Source organism: Corallococcus exercitus, assembly GCF_003611585.1.
Taxonomy (GTDB): domain Bacteria; phylum Myxococcota; class Myxococcia; order Myxococcales; family Myxococcaceae; genus Corallococcus; species Corallococcus exercitus.
The window spans coordinates 1-17,767 of record NZ_RAVW01000186.1; the positions used below are offsets into that span (position 1 = coordinate 1).

At 68.4% G+C, this 17,767-nt stretch carries 15 protein-coding genes and 2 tRNA genes; 2 read left to right on the top strand and 15 right to left on the bottom strand.

Annotation, left to right across the window (positions count from 1 at the left end; genetic code table 11):
• Positions 1-35 precede the first annotated feature (35 nt).
• Positions 36-776: a 16S rRNA (uracil(1498)-N(3))-methyltransferase gene (locus tag D7W79_RS22385; RefSeq protein ID WP_120527431.1), complete on the top strand. Its 741-nt coding sequence runs from the start codon at positions 36-38 to the stop codon at positions 774-776.
• Here D7W79_RS22385 and D7W79_RS22390 read toward each other — a convergent pair.
• The 15 genes from D7W79_RS22390 to D7W79_RS22465 form a co-directional block, all read right to left on the bottom strand.
• Positions 757-2,136 (bottom strand): DUF2914 domain-containing protein, encoded by a 1,380-nt coding sequence (locus D7W79_RS22390; RefSeq protein ID WP_120527423.1) that lies wholly within the window; start codon positions 2,134-2,136, stop codon positions 757-759. The genes D7W79_RS22385 and D7W79_RS22390 overlap by 20 nt on opposite strands.
• A gap of 91 nt (positions 2,137-2,227) precedes the next feature.
• Positions 2,228-2,545 (bottom strand): Grx4 family monothiol glutaredoxin, encoded by a 318-nt coding sequence (gene grxD, locus D7W79_RS22395; protein ID WP_120527424.1) that lies wholly within the window; start codon positions 2,543-2,545, stop codon positions 2,228-2,230.
• A gap of 17 nt (positions 2,546-2,562) precedes the next feature.
• Complete coding sequence (locus D7W79_RS22400) at positions 2,563-2,820, bottom strand: BolA family protein (RefSeq protein ID WP_120527425.1); 258 nt, start codon at positions 2,818-2,820, stop codon at positions 2,563-2,565.
• Positions 2,820-3,365: a YqgE/AlgH family protein gene (locus tag D7W79_RS22405; RefSeq protein WP_120527432.1), complete on the bottom strand. Its 546-nt coding sequence runs from the start codon at positions 3,363-3,365 to the stop codon at positions 2,820-2,822. Before D7W79_RS22405 ends, D7W79_RS22400 begins: the two co-directional genes overlap by 1 nt.
• A 60-nt stretch (positions 3,366-3,425) precedes the next feature.
• Complete coding sequence (locus tag D7W79_RS22410; protein ID WP_120527433.1) at positions 3,426-3,875, bottom strand: response regulator; 450 nt, start codon at positions 3,873-3,875, stop codon at positions 3,426-3,428.
• A gap of 65 nt (positions 3,876-3,940) precedes the next feature.
• Positions 3,941-4,753 (bottom strand): ABC transporter permease subunit, encoded by an 813-nt coding sequence (locus tag D7W79_RS22415; RefSeq protein WP_120527426.1) that lies wholly within the window; start codon positions 4,751-4,753, stop codon positions 3,941-3,943.
• Positions 4,750-5,634: an ABC transporter permease subunit gene (locus tag D7W79_RS22420; RefSeq protein ID WP_120527427.1), complete on the bottom strand. Its 885-nt coding sequence runs from the start codon at positions 5,632-5,634 to the stop codon at positions 4,750-4,752. Before D7W79_RS22420 ends, D7W79_RS22415 begins: the two co-directional genes overlap by 4 nt.
• Before the next feature lie 360 nt (positions 5,635-5,994).
• Positions 5,995-7,656, bottom strand: coding sequence for a peptide ABC transporter substrate-binding protein (locus tag D7W79_RS22430; protein WP_120527434.1), 1,662 nt, complete (start codon positions 7,654-7,656; stop codon positions 5,995-5,997).
• A gap of 176 nt (positions 7,657-7,832) precedes the next feature.
• Positions 7,833-10,292, bottom strand: a complete 2,460-nt coding sequence (lon, locus tag D7W79_RS22435; RefSeq protein WP_120527429.1) for an endopeptidase La — start codon at positions 10,290-10,292, stop codon at positions 7,833-7,835.
• Positions 10,293-10,486: 194 nt separating this feature from the next.
• A complete protein-coding gene (locus D7W79_RS22440) occupies positions 10,487-12,697 on the bottom strand; it encodes a prolyl oligopeptidase family serine peptidase (protein WP_244221907.1) in 2,211 nt (736 codons plus the stop codon).
• A gap of 164 nt (positions 12,698-12,861) precedes the next feature.
• A complete protein-coding gene (gene clpX, locus D7W79_RS22445; protein WP_014394869.1) occupies positions 12,862-14,145 on the bottom strand; it encodes an ATP-dependent Clp protease ATP-binding subunit ClpX in 1,284 nt (427 codons plus the stop codon).
• A gap of 235 nt (positions 14,146-14,380) precedes the next feature.
• On the bottom strand, positions 14,381-15,001 hold the full coding sequence (gene clpP / locus D7W79_RS22450; RefSeq protein ID WP_120527430.1) for an ATP-dependent Clp endopeptidase proteolytic subunit ClpP: 621 nt from the start codon (positions 14,999-15,001) through the stop codon (positions 14,381-14,383).
• A gap of 47 nt (positions 15,002-15,048) precedes the next feature.
• Entirely contained in the window at positions 15,049-16,326 is a 1,278-nt protein-coding gene (tig, locus tag D7W79_RS22455) for a trigger factor (protein WP_120527436.1), read from the bottom strand.
• Between the two features lie 104 nt (positions 16,327-16,430).
• A tRNA-Leu gene (locus D7W79_RS22460) sits at positions 16,431-16,512 on the bottom strand.
• 128 nt (positions 16,513-16,640) lie between these two features.
• Positions 16,641-16,713: transfer RNA gene (locus D7W79_RS22465), tRNA-Lys, on the bottom strand.
• Positions 16,714-17,028: 315 nt separating this feature from the next.
• Between D7W79_RS22465 and bet the strand changes: the two genes are divergently transcribed.
• Positions 17,029-17,767, top strand: a 739-nt coding sequence (bet, locus tag D7W79_RS22470; RefSeq protein WP_120527437.1) for a phage recombination protein Bet, incomplete at its 3' end; no start/stop codon positions are given.

Below are 17,767 nucleotides of genomic sequence, written 5' to 3' on the forward strand. Positions count from 1 at the left end.
CAGGCCCGCCCGGGAACGGCTACATGGGGCCTACCGTGAACCTGCTCCTGCTCTTCGACGAGGACTTCCAGCCGGACGGCACCGCCCGGCTCACCGGCCGCCGCGCCCAGCACGCCCGCGAGGTCCTCAAGGCCGAACCCGGCGAGTCCCTGCGCGTGGGCCGCCTGGACGGCCCCACCGGCACGGGCGAGGTGCTGGAGAACGCCCCCGGCCTGCTCCACCTGCGCGTCACCCTCACGGATGCGCCCCCGCCCAGGGCCGGCGTGGACCTGCTGCTGGCCATCCCCCGCCCCAAGGCGCTCAAGAAGGTGCTGCCCGCCGTGGCATCCCTGGGCGTGGACCGCGTGGTGCTGGTGAACGCGGCCCGCGTGGAGAAGAGCTACTTCGACTCCAAGGTGCTCAACGAGGCCTTCGTCCGCGAGCTGCTCCATCAGGGCCTGGAGCAGGCCCGCGACACGCGCGCTCCGGAGGTGCTGATCCGCGAGCGCTTCCGCCCCTTCGTCGAGGACGAGCTGGACACCGTCTTCGGTACGGACGCCCTGCGCCTGCTCCCCCACCCTCCGGCCAGCCAGCCCCTCCAGGCCCGGGGTGTCGCGAGCGCCCGGCGTGTGGTGCTCGCCATCGGTCCGGATGGCGGCTGGGTGCCCTTCGAGGCGCAGCTGCTGGAAGCGCACGGCTTCCAGCCCTTCTCCCTGGGCCCCCGCATCCTGCGCGTGGAGACGGCGGTGCCGGTGCTGCTGGGTCAGGTGACGCTGCTCAAGGCACCGGCGCCGTAGCCGCCGCGGGCGCCGTCACCGGCGCGGGAGGAGGCTGGCTCTTCTGCCACTCCTCCAGGGAGATGGGCTTGACGATCTTGAGCACGGACACGTCCACCTTCTCCGGGCGCGGCTCGGTGCGCGTGTCCTCGGTGACGGTGAAGTTCAGGCGGTTGATCTCATGCCCGTCCTCCGTCTCCAGCACGACGCGCCAGTCGCCCGGCTTGGGCGTGGTGCCCGGCCTCGCGTAGTAGCGGTAGCCGCCCTCCGAGCCGTTGCTGCTCACGTTGGCCATGAACCCCTTGCCCAGCGCCGTCCAGCCCTTCTCCGGGTGGTCGAAGAACCAGCGCACGCGCACCTGGTACTTCTCGAAGCCCTTGGGGGCGAAGATGCGGAAGAAGTACATGGGCTCCTCGCCGGCCCGCACCGTGAAGTCCTGGTCGCCATGGTGGAACGCCGTCCAGACCTTCCACCACGGGTGATCCTCCGACGTCAGGCGGTACACGCCCGCGGAGACGCGCTCCACCGAGTGGTAGATGCCGCTGTACTGCACCGCCAGGGGCACCGGCGGAATCACGCCCAGGAAGTAGCACCCGAGCAGCAGCGCCTGCGCGCCGAAGCCGGGCACCGCCACCGTGCGCAGCAGCGCCTTCTCGTCCGGGCGCCACCGCTTGAGCACGCGCAGGAGCCCGTAGACGCTCCCACACCCCAGCGCCACGGAGAGCGTGAAGATCCACCACCCCACCCGCCCCAGCAGCACCGGCAGCAGCGACGCGAAGTACAGCGTCACGCACAGGCTGAAGAGGGCCACGCGGATGACGGGCCCCAGCTGCCGGAAGCGCGGCAGCTCGTTCGCCACCAGCAGCCCGAACATGCCCCCCAGGAACAGGAGCGGCGTGAAGCCCGACGAGCTCTTGAAGAGGAACAGCGTGAACGCGCTCAACAGGCTGCCCAGGAAGAAGTGCAGCGCGTCCTCGCGGAAGCGCCACACCTTCATCAGCAGCTTCGGCGGCTCCACGCCTTCGGGGTAGCGCTGCTCCAGCACCAGCAGGCCCGCGAGGATGGCCAGGTAGGCGAAGTTCTGCACCTCCGTGAGCGCATCGTCGATGGGGCTCAGCGTGAGGACGTCGTAGAGGAAGCCCGCGAAGAAGAAGAGGGCCATCTCCTGCTTCTCGTACTTCGCGCGGAAGGCCTGCACGCGGTCCACCAGCGTGGGCAGCTTCTCCGTGCTGACGAGGTCGTCCGGATCCGCGACGGCGGCGCCGGGCGTGGCGACCGCGACGTTCGCCCCGGGCGGCAGGGGGCCTGTCCCCACCGGACTGCCGGGCACTTCGGTGGACGCGTCCTGCGGCTTCGAATCAGGCGGTGTGACGGTGAGCACGGCGGCGAGACCCCTCTTGGCGACCGCCGCCCAGTCTACGCGGGGGACGGGGCCCGGGTCTTCCCCCCGGCCCCGCTCCCTCTTGAAGCGCCTACTTGCCGCCGGCGGCGACCAGGCCCTGCAGCTCGCCGCGCTCGGCCAGCTCCATCAGGATGTCCGACCCGCCCACGAACTTTCCGTGGATGTAGACCTGCGGAATCGTGGGCCAGTTGGAGTAGTCCTTGATGCCCTGACGCACGTTGGGGTCCGCCAGCACGTCCACCGTGTGCACCGGGCCCAGCGGCTGGAGCAGCTGGAGGGCGCGCGCGGAGAAGCCGCACTGGGGGAACAGGGCATTGCCCTTCATGAAGAGGACGATGGGGTGCGACTTCACCGTCTCGTCGAACTGGGCCTTGAGGTTCGGATCCATGAATCGTTGCTCCTTCTTCAGCGGGGCCCGAGCTTCTTCCACTGCTCGGGCGAATAGGTCTTGAGCGCCAGCGCGTGCAGCTCGCCGGACTTCAGCCACGGCTGCAGCGGCGCGTACACCAGCTGGTGCTGCTCCACCATCGTCTTGCCGGTGAAGGCGGGGGAGACGACGCGCGCCTCGAAGTGGTCTCCCGTCCCCGTGGTGTCGTTCAACTCCACCTCCGAGCCCGGCAGGGCCTCCAGGAGGTAACGGCGAAGCATCTCGGCGTCGAGCATCAGTTCATCCCCTTTCCCATCACCAGCATGGCCGGGTCCACGCCCAGCCCACGCAGGGTGGCATCCCACAGCTTCGCCGGGTCCTGTCCCAGCACCGCGTCCGCGGTGGCGTCGGCGTACAGCCACGAGCCGGCGGCAATCTCATTCTCCAGCTGCTTGGGGCCCCAGCCCGCGTACCCCAGGCAGAAGCGCACGCGCGGGTCCGTCCGCTGCAGGAGGGGGCCCAGCGCGTCCAGCGTGACGCTCAGGTAGAGGCCGGGCAGGACGGCGTGCTTCTCTGGCACGGATTCATCGTCATGCAGGACGAAGCCCCGCTGGGGCTCCACCGGGCCGCCCACGAACACCGGCTGCGACACGCGGTCCGTCGAGATGTCCATCGACTGACCGCGCGCCAGCTCACCGAGCGTCAGGGGCGCTCCCCGGTTCACGACAATCCCCATGGAGCCCGTCTCCCCGTGTTCGATCATCAGGATGACCGACCGGTAGAAGTTCGGGTCTCCAAGCTGGGGCATGGCCAGCAGGAAGCCGGAGGCGAGGTTCTTCACGCCAGGGAGCATCGGGTGTCCGGCGGGGGTGTGCAACCGGAACCCGCTCCCCTGCTGGCTTCAGTGCCAGCTCTGGTGCTTGGACTTCAACGCCTTGGCCAGCTTCTCCGGATCCAACGGCTTGCCGATGAAGAGGTCCGCGCCCAGGCCCTTGCACTTGCGTGCGGTGGCCGCGTCGCTCATGGCGCTGACGCCGATGAGCACCGCCTGCGGGAACTTCTCACGCAGCTTGGACATGAGCGTGGTGCCGCTGCGGCCGGGCAGGAACACGTCCACGATGGCGGCGTCCATGCGCTTGTTGCGCACGGCGAACTCGGCCTCTTCGGCGCTGCCCACGGGCATGGCGTCGTAGCCCCAGCCACTCACCATCTCCACCAGCAGCTCGCGGTGCGCGGCGTCGTCTTCCACCACCAGCACCGAGCCCCGGACGGTTTCCTTCCGCAGACCGTCGTCACGCGGACGTTCATCACGGGCAGGCGAGAGGGGGATTTCTTCCGTCGGGAGGGACATGGTGTTCACCTGAGGGCAAAGGGTTTCCGTTCGAGTGGAACCTTTGTCCCCATGTGCGGCATTCCTCACACTTCGCGACGGCGACCTCCCCCCAAGGCTTGCGAAGCGAGCGAGGCGCCAAGCACCAGCAGGACGAGCAGGCCCCAGGCGGGAATGACGACGCGCCCCCCGCCCTCGTAGATGAGCGCGGCGTAGGACGTGCCCAGGTAGCGGCCCAGGGACATGGGCTCCATGCGGGCGATGCCGAAGAAGCTCACTGTGGACTCGGTGAGGATGGCGTTCGGCAGGCGGCTCAGGAATACGGCCAGCACGAAGGGGCGCAGCATGGGCCACAGGTGCACGCGCAGGACGTGCGGCCCGCCACCGCCCAACGCCCGCGCGGCGGCCACGTACTCCTGGCCTTCCAGCGTGGCCAGGCGGTCGCGGAACATGCGCGCGGGGCCGGCCCAGCCCACCAGGGCCAGGGACGTCACCATCAAGCCGAAGGGCCCCAGGCCGCTGGTCATGCCCGCGTCCATGAGAGACTGGCCCGCGAGCTGGAGCACCATCACCACGAGTACGTCCGGTAGCGCGAACACGGCATCCACGGCGCGAAGGACCACCTGCTCCGTCACGCCACCCGACAGCCGCGCGAGCGCCGCGACGACGAGCCCCAGCACGGTGGACAGCGCACCGGCCGCGAGTCCCACGGCCAGGGACACCCACAGGCCACCGAAGGCCAGCTCGCACACGCTGCGGTCGGGGCGGTTCAGGTCCCAGCCCAGCGGGCAGGTATGCGTGAGGACTTCCGGGAACAGGCGTCCGGCCACGAGGCTCAAGACGCCCAGCCCCACGAGGAGGACCAGTCCCACCCAGGCGCGCACGGGGACGCGGCTCACGCGCGGGCCTCCCGGGCGCGCGGATCCACGAGCATGCGCAAGAGCTCCACGGTGAGGCTCACGACGACGAGCACGGTGGCGAAGGTGGTGGTGGACACGACGACGACGGCGACCTGCTTGTTGAGCACGGCGAGCACGTAGAGCTGGCCGAAGTACGGCAGGCCGAAGACGCGCTCCGCGGCGAACGAGCCCGCGAGCAGCGCGGTGGCGACAGGGGTCACGGCGTCCAGGAGCGCGGGCCACACGTTGGGGAGCACGTGGCGCCGCAGCACGGTGCCGGGGTCCAGCCCCTTGCTGAGCGCGGTGCGCACGTAGTCGCGGGACAGCTCGGTTTCCAGGGCATCGCCCACGAGCGTGCCCAGGAAGGTCCCCGGCCAGATGGCGATGACGACCGCCGCGCAGAGCTCCGGCAGCAGGTGGCCGCGCTCCACCACGGCGGGGGCCAGGAGCAGCGCGGGGATGAACACCGGCGTCCCGAACGCGATGGCCGGGAGCACGTCGCCGAACACGGCGAAGCGTCCCCGCCGCCACCGGGTGCGCAGGAGCGCGAAGCCCACCGCCCACGCCAGGGCCAGGGGAAGCGCGACCAGGCCCACGCCCACGCTGCCGGAGAGCTTCTGGAGGAGCTCATCGCCGGTGATGCCCTGCGCGCTGGTGCCCAGACGCTCCCCGGAGAAGAGCTTCTGCCACGGCCGCAGGAACCCCAGCGGTTCACCGATGCCCAGGTCGCGATGGTACGAAGCCGCCAGCTCCGGAGACACCTGCCGCTTGGTGTCGCTCTCCGTGGTGAGCGGCAGCGCGGCCATGAGGAAGTACGAGGCCACCGCCACCACTGGCACGAGCACGAGCTGCCGCACGAGGCGCGTCGCGATGAGGCGCATGCGCTAGGGCTCCTGCCTTGTGACCGGCACAAGCCGTCGCAGGGGGTGCGTCGCGATGGGGCGCATGCGCCAGGCCTCCCGCCTCATGACCGGAGCACGCAGCACCAAGGCTCGGGACAAGCACTCGTGCGGAGAGACTCCGGAGTGCGGCCCGGCGACCCGCGTGCACGACTCACCCACGGTGGCCTGAATCGCCGGGTCCATGGGCCCGGGGCCCGGGGCTGGAGTCAGGAACACACTCGTGCGCGGAGTGCCCTCCATGCGCGGCATTGCGCCTCGCGACAGGCTCTCGCGCAGCGGGGCCACGTGCCATGGCGCTACGCTTCGCATCACGAAGTCCGTGCTCACCGTGCGCATGCTCTAGGGCCCCTGCCCTTCCGCGCGCGCCGTGGGCGTCTCGGCCGGCCCCAGCCGCAACGCGCGAAGCGCGAGGAAGTTGAACGGATCCACGTCCAGCCCATGCAGCCGTGCTCGCGCTCGGAAGTAGCGGTCCGGGTGGTACAGCGGCGCGATGACGGCCTGCTCCCCCACCAGCACCTCCTGGGCCTTCGCGTACAGCTCGCGCGCGTGCACCGGATCCGCGTCGCCGTCCGCCGCCTCCAGCAGCTGCTCGAAGCGGCGCATCGGCTCGCCACCGGCCTGCGTCTCCCAGCCCGTCTGGTGGTTGCCCTGCCGTTCGAACAGCGTGAAGAACGTGTTCGGGTGCGCGTAGTCCGCGCCCAGCCGCCGCAGCTGCAGGTCATACGCGCGCGGCCCCTGCGGCGTCCTGCGCGCCACCTCCGCGGAGAAGTCCGAGCGCGAATCCACCACCACCGTCACGCCCACCTTCGCGAGCTGCGCCGCGATGCGCTCCGCCAGCGCCTCCTCCGGCACGAACGAATCCCCCGCCTTCACCACCAGCCGCAGCGGCCGGTCCAGGCCCTTCGCCCCGGCCAGCTCCGCCTTCGCCCGCTCCGGCTCGTAGCGCGGCAGCCGCGCCGCCTGCTCCGGCGTCGCCGCGTCCGGCAGCTCCGGAGGCAGCAGCACGTTCGTCGCGCGCGCCGCCGGCAGCAGCCCCGCGAGCAGCGCCTCCCGGTCCAGCGCCCGCGCCAGCGCCCGGCGCACCTCCGGCCGGTCCAACGGCGGACGCTCCGTGTTGAAGGCCAGGAAGTACGTGGACAACAGCGGCTCGCGCTTCAGGTCCGCGGCCCGCATCCCGCGCAGCGCCGCCGCGCTGTCCACGAACACGAAGTCCACGCGGCCCCGCTCATACAGCGCCGGGCCGATCTCCGACTTCATCAGCGTCAGCACCGGGGCCGGCGTCTCCCCCGGCCCCAGCGGCGGCGGGAACGCGCTGCGCGGGTTGTAGACCAGCCGCACGCGCTCCCCCGCGCGGTCCCATCGCTCCACGCGATAGGGCCCCACCGCCAGCGGACGCCCGTCGCGGGGCCGGTCGAAGTAGTCGCGCACCGCCTCGTCCGACTTGCCCTCCAGGTCCGCCGACGGCGCGGGAAAGAACAGGTACACGTTCGCGAGCCGCGCCAGGAAGTAGCTGCGGGGCCGCTCCAGCGTCACCCGCAGCGTCCGCGCATCCACCGCCTCCACGCCCACCCGCGCCAGCGCGGCCTTCACCTCCGCGTCCGGCGCCGCGCGCTCCAGCAACGCGAGCACCTCCTCCGCGCCCTGGAGGTCCGCCATCTCGCCGCGCTCGCGGCCCAGCAGGGCCCGGTGCCAGCCGAAGACGAAGTCGCGCGCCGTGACGGGCGAGCCGTCCGACCACGTCACGTCCGAGCGCAGGTGGAAGGTGTAGACCTCGTGCCCGGCCGCGTCCGACTCGCGCTCCCACCGCTCCGCCAGGCCCGGCTGGACGGAGTGGTCCGCCCCCAGCGTGGTGAGCCCCTTCTGCGTGGCGAGCATCACCGGGTAGTTCACCCAGCTCTGCGGATCCGAATGGCTCCAGTCGAGCGTGGTGGGCATCGCGGGCACCACCACCTTCACGCCCGGCTCGGGCTGGAAGCCGCACGGCCCGCAGGCCGCGGCCATCACCAGCACCAGGGAGTAGGACAGGATTCGCGCGCGGGGAGCCACCGCCCGCGTTCTACCCCGACCGGCTCCCAAAAAAGAGAGAAGCCAGGAGACCGGCGACTCCTGGTCGGCCGGCATCCTGGCTTCGTCACCACCCATCCCAGGCCCCCTCAAGGGGCCCGGGACTCAAGGCCTCAGGAGGCCGGCGTGGAAGGCGTGGACACCGCCTCCGGCACGGACAGCCCCATCTTCAGGTTGTCCCCGGCGCCCTTGCGGCCGAACTCCTCCGGCTTGTCCAGGAGCAGCGCCTCACGCAGCACGTCGTCCACGAACTCCACCGGGACGATGCGCAGCGCCTTGCGGATCTTCAGCGGGATGTCCTTCAGGTCCTTCTTGTTCGCCTTCGGGATGAGGACCGTCTTGATGCCCGCGCGGTGCGCCGCCAGCGTCTTCTCCTTCAGACCGCCGATGGGCAGCACGCGGCCGCGCAGCGTGATTTCACCCGTCATCGCCACGTCCCTGCGGACCGGCACGCGCGTGAGCGCGCTCACCAGCGCCGTGGCCATGGTGACGCCCGCGGACGGACCGTCCTTGGGAATCGCGCCCTCCGGCAGGTGGACGTGGATGTCGTAGTTCTCGAACACCTTGCGGTCGATGCCGAAGCGCTCCGCGCGGCTGCGCACGTAGGACATGGCCGCCTGGGCGGACTCCTGCATCACCTCACCCAGCTTGCCGGTGATGATGAGCTTGCCCTTGCCCGGCATGGACGTGGCTTCCGTGGTGAGGATCTCACCGCCCAGCTCCGTCCACGCGAGGCCCGTGACGATGCCCACCTGGTCCTCGCGCTCCGCCACGCCGTAGCGGAAGCGGGGCGTGCCCAGGAACTTCATCGCCTGCTTGCGGTCCACCTCGATGAGGTCCCGCTTGCCGTTCTTCAGCACATCGCGGGCGATCTTCCGGAACACGCCACCAATCTCACGCTCCAGCGAGCGCACACCCGACTCGCGCGTGTAGCGGTGCACGATGGTCTTCAGCGCGTCGTTGGTGATGTCGATCTTCAGGTCCGCGAGGCCGTTGGCCTCCTGCTCCTTCGGAATCAGGTAGCGCCGCGCGATGGAGAGCTTCTCCGGCTCCGTGTAGCCCGCGATGCGGATGACCTCCATGCGGTCCTGCAGCGGACCGGGGATGTTGTGCATCGTGTTCGCGGTGCAGATGAACATCACCTTGGACAGGTCGTAGTCGAGGTCCAGGTAGTGGTCATTGAAGTTGTGGTTCTGCTCCGGGTCCAGCACCTCCAGCAGCGCCGCGCTCGGGTCGCCACGGAAGTCCGTGGACATCTTGTCGATCTCGTCCAGGAGGAACACGGGGTTGTTGCTGCCCGCCTTCTTCAGGGACTGGATGAGCTTGCCCGGCATCGCGCCGATGTACGTGCGGCGGTGGCCGCGGATCTCCGCCTCGTCGCGCACGCCGCCCAGCGACAGGCGCACGAACTTGCGGCCCGTGGCCCGCGCGATGCTGCGCGCCAGCGACGTCTTGCCCACGCCCGGAGGACCCACGAAGCACAGCACGGGGCCCTTCAGCTTCTTCACCAGCTGCTGCACGGCGAGGTACTCAAGGATGCGCTCCTTCGGCTTCTTCAGGCCGTAGTGGTCCTCGTTGAGCACCCGCTCCGCTTCGGTGACGTCCAGCCGGTCCTGGGTCTCGTCGTACCAGGGCAGGCTGATGATCCAGTCGATGTAGTTGCGGACGACCGTGGCCTCGGCGCTCATCGGGCTCATCATCCGGAGCTTCTTCAGCTCCTTCTTGACCTTGAGCGTGGCCTCCTTGCTCATCCGCTTGTTCTTCAGCTTCTCTTCAATCTCCTGGATCTCGTTCTTGAACTCGTCGCGCTCACCCAGTTCCTTCTGAATGGCCTGCATCTGCTCATTCAGGTAGTACTCCTTCTGGGTCTTCTCCATCTGCTTCTTGACGCGCGTGCGGATCTTCTTCTCCACCTGGAGGATCTCGATCTCGCCCTGCATCAGCTCGTAGAGCTTCTCCAGGCGCTTGGCCGGGGACTCCGTCTCGAGCAGCGCCTGCTTGTCGTTCAGCTTCAGCGACAGGTGCGCGACGATGGTGTCCGCCAGGCGCGCCGGGTCGTCGATGCTGGCGACCTGCATCAGCATCTCCGGCGGGATGCGCTTGTTGAGCTTCACGAAGGCTTCGAAGACGGAGTGGACGGAGCGCACCAGCGCCTCCAGCTCCACGCTCTTCTCCAGCTGCTCCTCGACCTCATCCACCTCGACCATGAAGAACGAGTCGTTGGGGTGGAACTTCTTCACCTTGGCGCGGCGCACGCCCTCCACCAGGACCTTCATCGTGCCGTCGGGCAGCGGGAGGAGCTGGATGAGGTGGCCGATGGTGCCGAAGTGGAAGATGTCGTCGGGCGAGGGGTCGTTCGTCTTGGCCTTCTTCTGGGCGGCCAGCAGGATGACCGCCTTGTCATCCGGCCCCTTGTGGGCCATCGCGTCCTTCAGGGCCGCGATGGACTTCTCCCGGCCGACGAACAGCGGAACCACCATGTGCGGGAACACGATGATGTCCCGAAGGGGCAAGAGCGGGATGGTCAGGCCCCGCTTCTGGGCTTCCTTCTTGTCGTCACGTCCGAAGAACATGTATCCGCCACCCGCTGGCCCGCCAGACAGACAGGCCCTTGAAGAGTTGCCCGCATGCCGCCCAAGCGCGCATGCAGGGTGAAACACCGCTCTATAACACGCCGCTCGCAGGCCCCGTTCCCGTCACAAGATTGGGGGCCTGCTCCCTGCCATCAAGGGAACACCGGCAGGCAGAAGTGTGTGCTGCCCGGATTCTAGCGGCTCTCGGCCGCTACCCCGGCATCCGGCCGTGCAACGCCCAGGACCTGGAAGAGGAAGGCGTACATGTCGACGCTGGACTCGATGGCCTTGGCCACCTGGTCCGCCCCTCCGTGGCCCGCGTTGGCTTCAATGCGTAGCAACGTGGGCGCCGAATTGCCCTTCGTGTTCTGCACCGCCGCCACGAACTTGCGCGCGTGCATGGGGTCCACGCGGTCGTCGTGGTCCGAGCTCATCATCAGGAGCGCCGGGTACTGCACGTCCTGCCGCACGTGGTGGTAGGGCGAATAGGCGTACAGGGTCTTGAACTGCCCGGCGTCCTCCGCCGACCCGTACTCCGGCACCCACGTCCGCCCGCTGCCGAACAGGTGGAAGCGCACCATGTCCAGGAGCGGCACGCCGCACACCACCGCGCCGTACAGCTCCGGGCGCTGCGTCATGGCCGCGCCCACCAGCAGGCCGCCGTTGCTGCCGCCGTAGATGGCCAGCTTCTTCGCCTGCGTGTACTTCTCCTTCGCCAGGTACTCGGCCGCGCCCGCGAAGTCGTCGAAGACGTTCTGCTTGTTCGCGCCCTTGCCCGCCTCGTGCCACGCGGTGCCGTACTCACCGCCGCCGCGCAGGTTGGCCACCGCGTAGACGCCGCCCGCGTCCAGCCACGGCAGGATGCTCGCGCGGAAGGAGGGCTGCATGCTCACGAGGAAGCCGCCGTACCCGTAGAGCAGCGTGGGTGCGTTTCCGTCCTTCTTCAGGCCCTTCTTGTAGACGAGGAACATGGGCACCTTGGTGCCGTCCTTCGACGTGTAGAAGACCTGCTCCGTGGTGTACGCGTCCGGGTCCATGGGCACCTCCACCTTCGCCCACAGGTCCACCTTCCCGCTCTTCACGGACGTCCGGTACACCTGCCGGGGCGTGGTGAAGGAGCTGTAGGAGAAGTAGGCGTCGTCCTGGTCCTCCAGGCCCGTCAGGTTGCTGGCGGCGCCCACGCCCGGCAGCTGCACGGTGCGCACCGGCTTGCCCTCCAGCGTGGTGATGCGCAGCTCCGTGGTCACGTCCTTGAGGTACTCCAGCGCCAGGTGGCCGCCCACCAGCGACACGCTCTCCAGCGTGGCCTTGGGGTCCTCCGGCACCAGCTCCTTCCAGTTCGCCCGGTCGGTCTTCTTCGGGTCCACGGCGAAGACGCGCTGGCGCGGGGCGCCCTCGTCGGTGACGACGTAGAAGCGGTCCTTCCAGGCGAGGACGCTGTACTTGGCGCCCTTGCCCTTCACGAGCAGCCGCCAGTCCTTCTCCTGCGGGTGCTTCCAGTAGACGTCGTTCTCGCTCCAGCCGCGCAGGATGGAGGCGAAGAGGTACTTGCCGTCGCGCGACAGGTCGCCCTGGAGGAACGTGGTCGGGTCGCCCGTGCGCTCGTGCACCACGACGTCCTTCTTCGGGTCCTCCCCCAGCTTGTGGAACTTGAGCGTGGTGTAGCCCGGGCGCGCGTCCACCGGGATGGAGGGGTCCGTGGGCAGCCACTCGTAGTAGAAGCCCTTGCCGTCCGGGGTCCAGTTCGTGTTGGCGTACTTCGCGCCTTCAATCACGTCGACCTTGGACCACTCACCGGTGTCCACGTCGATGACGTGCAGGGTGGCCTCGTCCGCGGCGTTGGGGCGCACCGGGAAGGCCACGCGCTTGCCGTCCCACGACGGCACCCACCGGCCCAGGGACACCGGGGCGTCCTTGCTCATGGCGTTGGGGTCCAGCAGCACCTTCTCCTGTCCGGACTCGCCGTCCTTCCAGTAGACGATGGCCTTCTCCTTGTCCTTGTGGGTCCGCATGTAGAAGAAGCGGTTGCCCCGGCGGAAGGGCGCCGTCACGGAGTCCACGTAGAACAGCTCCGTGAAGCGCTTCGTCAGCGCGTCGCGGCCCGGCATCTTCGCCAGCGCGTCACGGGTGAAGCCGTCCTGCGCCTTCATCCAGGCCTGGACCTCCGGGGCCTTCTCGTCCTCCAGCCAGCGGTACGGGTCCGCCACCTGCTGGCCGTGCAGCGTGTCCACCACCGCTTCGGAACGGGTCGCCGGGTAGGCCATGCGGGAAGGGCCCTCCCGGGCCGGAGCGCTGTCGCCCTTCGTGGCGGAGGACGCGGAGGCAGGGGCCTCTTCGCGCGTGGCTTCCTTCGTGGAAGTGCAGGCCACGAGCGACAGCAGGGCAGGCATGAGGAGCTTTCTCATGGGGGACAGCAGATACAAGAAGCCCCCGTCCCCGGCCCGGAAAAAGTGCGGTCCGTCCCCACGCCTGGATGCCCTGGAAAGGCACAGGGCGCGCCCCGGTCAAGACCGTGACGCGCCCCGCCATCTCCTTCAGGCCCTTGCGAGCCCCCAGGGGATGCCTTCGCTCAGGCCGATTCCTTCTTCGGCTCCGGCGTCTCCTTGTTGTCCTGCGAGTGCAGGACGACGGGCTCGCTCTTCTTGAGGATGACCTCCTCGGAGATGAGCACCTCGCGGGCCGTCTTGCGGGACGGGATTTCGTACATCACGTCCAGCATGGCCGTCTCCAGGATGGAGCGCAGGCCGCGAGCGCCCGCCTTGCGGCGGATGGCCTCCGACGCGATGGCCTTCAGGGCCCCGTCGGTGAACTTCAGCGACACGCCGTCCAGCTCGAAGAGCTTGCGGTACTGCTTGGTGAGCGCGTTCTTGGGCTCGCCCAGGATGTTCACGAGCGCGCCTTCGTCCAGCTCCTCCAGCGCGGTGATGATGGGCAGACGGCCGATGAACTCCGGAATCATGCCGAACTTGAGCAGGTCCTCCGGCTCCACGTGCTTGAGCAGCTCGCTCAAGTTGCGCTGCTTGCGCGACTGGATCTCCGCGCCGAAGCCCAGGCTGCGGCCACCCAGGCGCCGCTCGATCACCTGCTCCAGGCCGCCGAAGGCGCCGCCGCAGATGAAGAGGATGTTGGTGGTGTCCACCTGCAGGAACTCCTGCTGGGGGTGCTTGCGGCCACCCTTGGGCGGGACGTTGGCCACCGTGCCTTCGATGATCTTCAAGAGCGCCTGCTGCACGCCCTCGCCGCTCACGTCGCGGGTGATGGAGGGGTTCTCCGACTTGCGGGCGATCTTGTCGATTTCGTCGATGTAGACGATGCCCCGCTGCGCGCGCTCGATGTCGTGGTCCGCGGCCTGGAGCAGGTTGACGATGATGTTCTCCACGTCCTCGCCGACGTAGCCGGCCTCCGTGAGGCACGTGGCGTCCGCGATGGTGAAGGGGACGTTGAGGATGCGCGCCAGGGTCTGCGCGAGCAGCGTCTTGCCGGAGCCCGTGGGGCCGAGCAGCAGGATGTTGCTCTTCTGCAGCTCCACGTCGTCCATCGCGACCTTGGACTCGATGCGCTTGTAGTGGTTGTGCACCGCCACGGAGAGCGTCTTCTTCGCGCGCTCCTGGCCCACCACGTACTCGTCCAGCACGGCCTTGATTTCAGAGGGCCGGGGGATGCGCAGCTTGGTGTCCTTGGTCTCCTCGCGGTCGATCTCCTCCGCGATGATGTCGTTGCACAGCCCGATGCACTCGTCGCAGATGTAGACCGTCGGGCCCGCGATGAGCTTCTTCACCTCCTTCTGCGACTTGCCGCAGAAGGAGCAGCAGAGGGTCTGGTTGTCTCGCTTCTCCACGTTCTTACCCGCCATGAAATCCCTCGCTGCGCCTGAAAGGCCCCAACCCGCTTCGCGTCCGGTCCCCTGCCCCGACGTCCAATCTAGTCAGCCCCCATCCGGAACGTCCACGCACCTTCCGGGTACTTAACAAGGGGAAAATACCGGTGATGGGAGAAACGAGAAGGCCGGAGGCGCGGGAGAAGATTCCCAGCACCCCCGGCCGCCGACCGGGTGGTTGCCACCCCGGCCCGTTCGGATGTCGGTGTGTCTACTTCTTCTCGTCCGGCTTCACGCCCACGACCTTCCGCGGGTCCTGGATGGCGTCGAGGATGCCGTACGCCTTCGCCTCCGTGGCGCCCATGAAGTAGTCGCGGTCCGTGTCCTTCTCCACGCGCTCGATCGTCTGGCCGGTGTGCTTGACGATGAGCTCGTTGAGCTTGGCCTTCATCCGGAGGATTTCGCGGGCCTGGATTTCAATGTCCGTCGCCTGGCCACGCGCGCCACCGAGCGGCTGGTGGATCATGATGCGGCTGGAGGGCAGCGAGTAGCGCTTGCCCTTCGCGCCGGCCAAGAGCAGCACGGCGCCCATAGAGGCCGCCTGCCCCACGCAGATGGTGGAGACGGGCGCCTTGACGTACTGCATCGTGTCGTAGATGGCGAGGCCCGCCGTCACCGAACCACCGGGCGAGTTGATGTAGAGGTTGATGTCCTTGTCCGGGTCTTCCGACTCCAGGAACAGGAGCTGGGCGACGATGGCGTTGGCCACGTCATCGTCGATCTCCGTTCCCAGCATGACGATGCGGTCCTTCAGAAGCCGGCTGTAGATGTCGTACGAGCGCTCACCCCGGTGGGTCTGCTCGATGACGTAGGGGACGGGCATGAAGGGCATGTCGGATGGACCTCTAGAAGGGACTCAGGAACCCTGAAGGAAAAGCCTCAAGAATACTTCGCCCGGCCCTTGAGGAATTCAATCGTCTTTTCCTCGCGAAGTCGCAGAGACAACCCAAGGCGCTCGTCCGGGCCCTTGAAGTACTTCTTCACCTGAGCGACCGGCTGGTTGGCCTCGATGGCGAGGTCTTCGATGCGCTTCTCCACTTCTTCGTCGGACGCCTGGATGTTCTGCTGCTGGGCGATGGCCTCGAACAGGAGCGTGCCCTTCACCTCCAGGGTGGCCTTCTCCCGCATCTCGTCGCGCAGGCGGTTGAAGTCCAGGCCCAGCTGGCGCGGGTCGATGCCCTGGCGCTGCATCTGGCGGAAGGCGCCCTCCATCATGGAGTCGATGGCGCGCTCCACCATGGCGCGGGGCACGTCGAACGGGTTCTTCTCCAGCAGCGCCTTGATGAGCGCGTCGCGCTCGTCCACGGTGGCCTGGTTCTTCTTGGCCTTCTCCATGTCCGAGCGGACCTTCGCGCGCAGCTCGTCCACCGTCTGCGCGACGCCCGTCTCCTTGGCGAAGTCGTCGTTGAGCTCCGGCACCACCGGCTTCTTCAGCTCCTTGACGGTGATGTGGAAGACGGCCGTCTTCCCGCGGACCTCTTCGGCCTGGTAGTCCTGGGAGAAGGTGTACTCGACGTCCTTGGTCTCGCCGACCTTCACGCCCGCCAGCTGCGGGATGTTGCCCTGGATGAGGTCGCCGTCCTGCACGCGCACGCCAATGCCGTCCGCCTTGCTGCCGGGGAACGCATTGCCGTCCACCTTCGCCTCGAAGTCGATGGTGACCTGGTCGCCCTGCGCCGCGGCGTCACGGTCGGTGACGGGCTCGATGCGGCCCAGGTTCTGGCGCATCTGCTCGATCTGCTGGTTCACTGCGTCGTCGGCGACGGCGGTGTCCACCTTCGTGAGGGACAGGCCCTCGAAGTCCTTGGCCTCCACCTTCGGCTTCACCTCGACGCGCGCCTCGAAGCTGAAGGGGGCGCCGGGCTTGAGGCCGGAGTTGGTCACCTGGGGGGAGGCGACGGCCTCCACCTTGTGCTCGCGCACGGCGTCCAGGTAGGCCTTCTGGACGACGCGCTGGATGACGTCGTCCTCCACCTGCTCGCGATACTTCTGCTCGAGGATGCGGCGGGGAACCTTGCCCTGGCGGAAGCCGGGCAGGCGCACCTGACCGCTGAGCGCGGCGTACGCGCGGTTGAGCTCCTCAGCAACGCGGGCGTTGTCGACCTCGATGGAGAGCTTCTTCTCGATGGGAGAGAGCTCTTCGACCTGGACCTTCATGCGGGCCTCGCTCGCCGCCTCCACGGGCCTTCGCGTCCCGGGGCGGCAACCGGAAAGTGGGACGTGCGGCTTTAGGGGATAGGCACGAACGGGTCAACGCGAAATGGGCGAGGAGGGACTCGAACCCTCACACCTTGCGGTACCAGATCCTAAGTCTGGCGCGTCTACCAGTTTCGCCACCCGCCCGACGCGTCGCGCGACCGCCGTCCTACTCCGAAACGTCCGTGGACGACAGGGGCTTTCCGGCCGGGATGGGGCCCCGGGTGCCGGAAAAGACGAAGGGCCCCTTCCGTTTCCAGAAGAGGCCCTTCGAGTGAGAGCGGAGGGAATCGAACCCACAACCTATGGATTAAGAGTCCATTGCTCTGCCAATTGAGCTACGCTCCCGGCTTTGCTTTCGGCCGCGTTGGCTGCGCGACGTCCGAGGTGGCGCGGTGAATACCGGGCGCCGCCCGCCCTGTCAAAACGTTTTTGCACACTCCTTCCATTCTCCGTGGCGGAACCGGATGCCCGGCGTGCGGCCGACCATCCAGGGCCTCTGGAAGCGATGCGAAGGGTCGGCCCGGCTCGCATGTTGATCCATGCCCCTTTTCGCGCTGCAGGCCTGTAGCAGGGCCCGGCGCGGGTCGAGGGAAGCAACCAGGTGGGCGGGCGAGGGTCGTCCGTCCTTATCGGAGAGCGTGGATGCGGGACATGAGCGTGATCGAAGCGAACGGGAAGTCGGAAGGAACGACGTCGCCGCAGGGCGCGGCCTGGAACCGCGAGCGGGTGGAGTTGGTGAAGCGGACCATCTGCCCCCGTGGAATCAGCGAGGACGAGTTCGCCCTCTTCATCGAACAGTGCAAGCGCAGCGGGCTGGATCCGCTCCTCAAGGAAGCGTTCTGCGTGGCGCGTCGGCAGAACATCGGCAACCGCGAGCGCCCCAACTGGGTGACGAAGTACGAGTTCCAGCCCTCCGAGGCCGGCATGCTCGCCCGGGCGGAGCGCTTCCCGGACTTCAAGGGCATCCAGGCGAGCGCGGTGTTCGCCGAGGATGAGATCGTCGTGGACCAGGGCAAGGGTGAGGTGGTGCACCGCTTCAACCCGGCCAAGCGCAAGGGCGCCCTGGTGGGTGCCTGGTCGCGCGTGGTGCGCGAGGGGAAGCTGCCCGTCGTGGTGTGGCTGGACTTCTCCGGCTACGTCCAGCAGACGCCCCTGTGGGCCAAGATTCCCACGACGATGATCGAGAAGTGCGCCCGCGTGGCGGCGCTGCGCAAGGCGTACCCGGAGGCCTTCGGCGGACTGTACGTGCGCGAGGAGATGCCTGCCGAGGAGTACGACTCGCACGGTGCCGGCCATGGTCTGCCCGGGCTCCATGACGAGCCGGTCCCCGCGTCCGGTTCCTACGAGGTGCTGGGCTCGAAGCCTGGCCCGGTGAAGGCGTCCTTCCCCACCCTGGCCC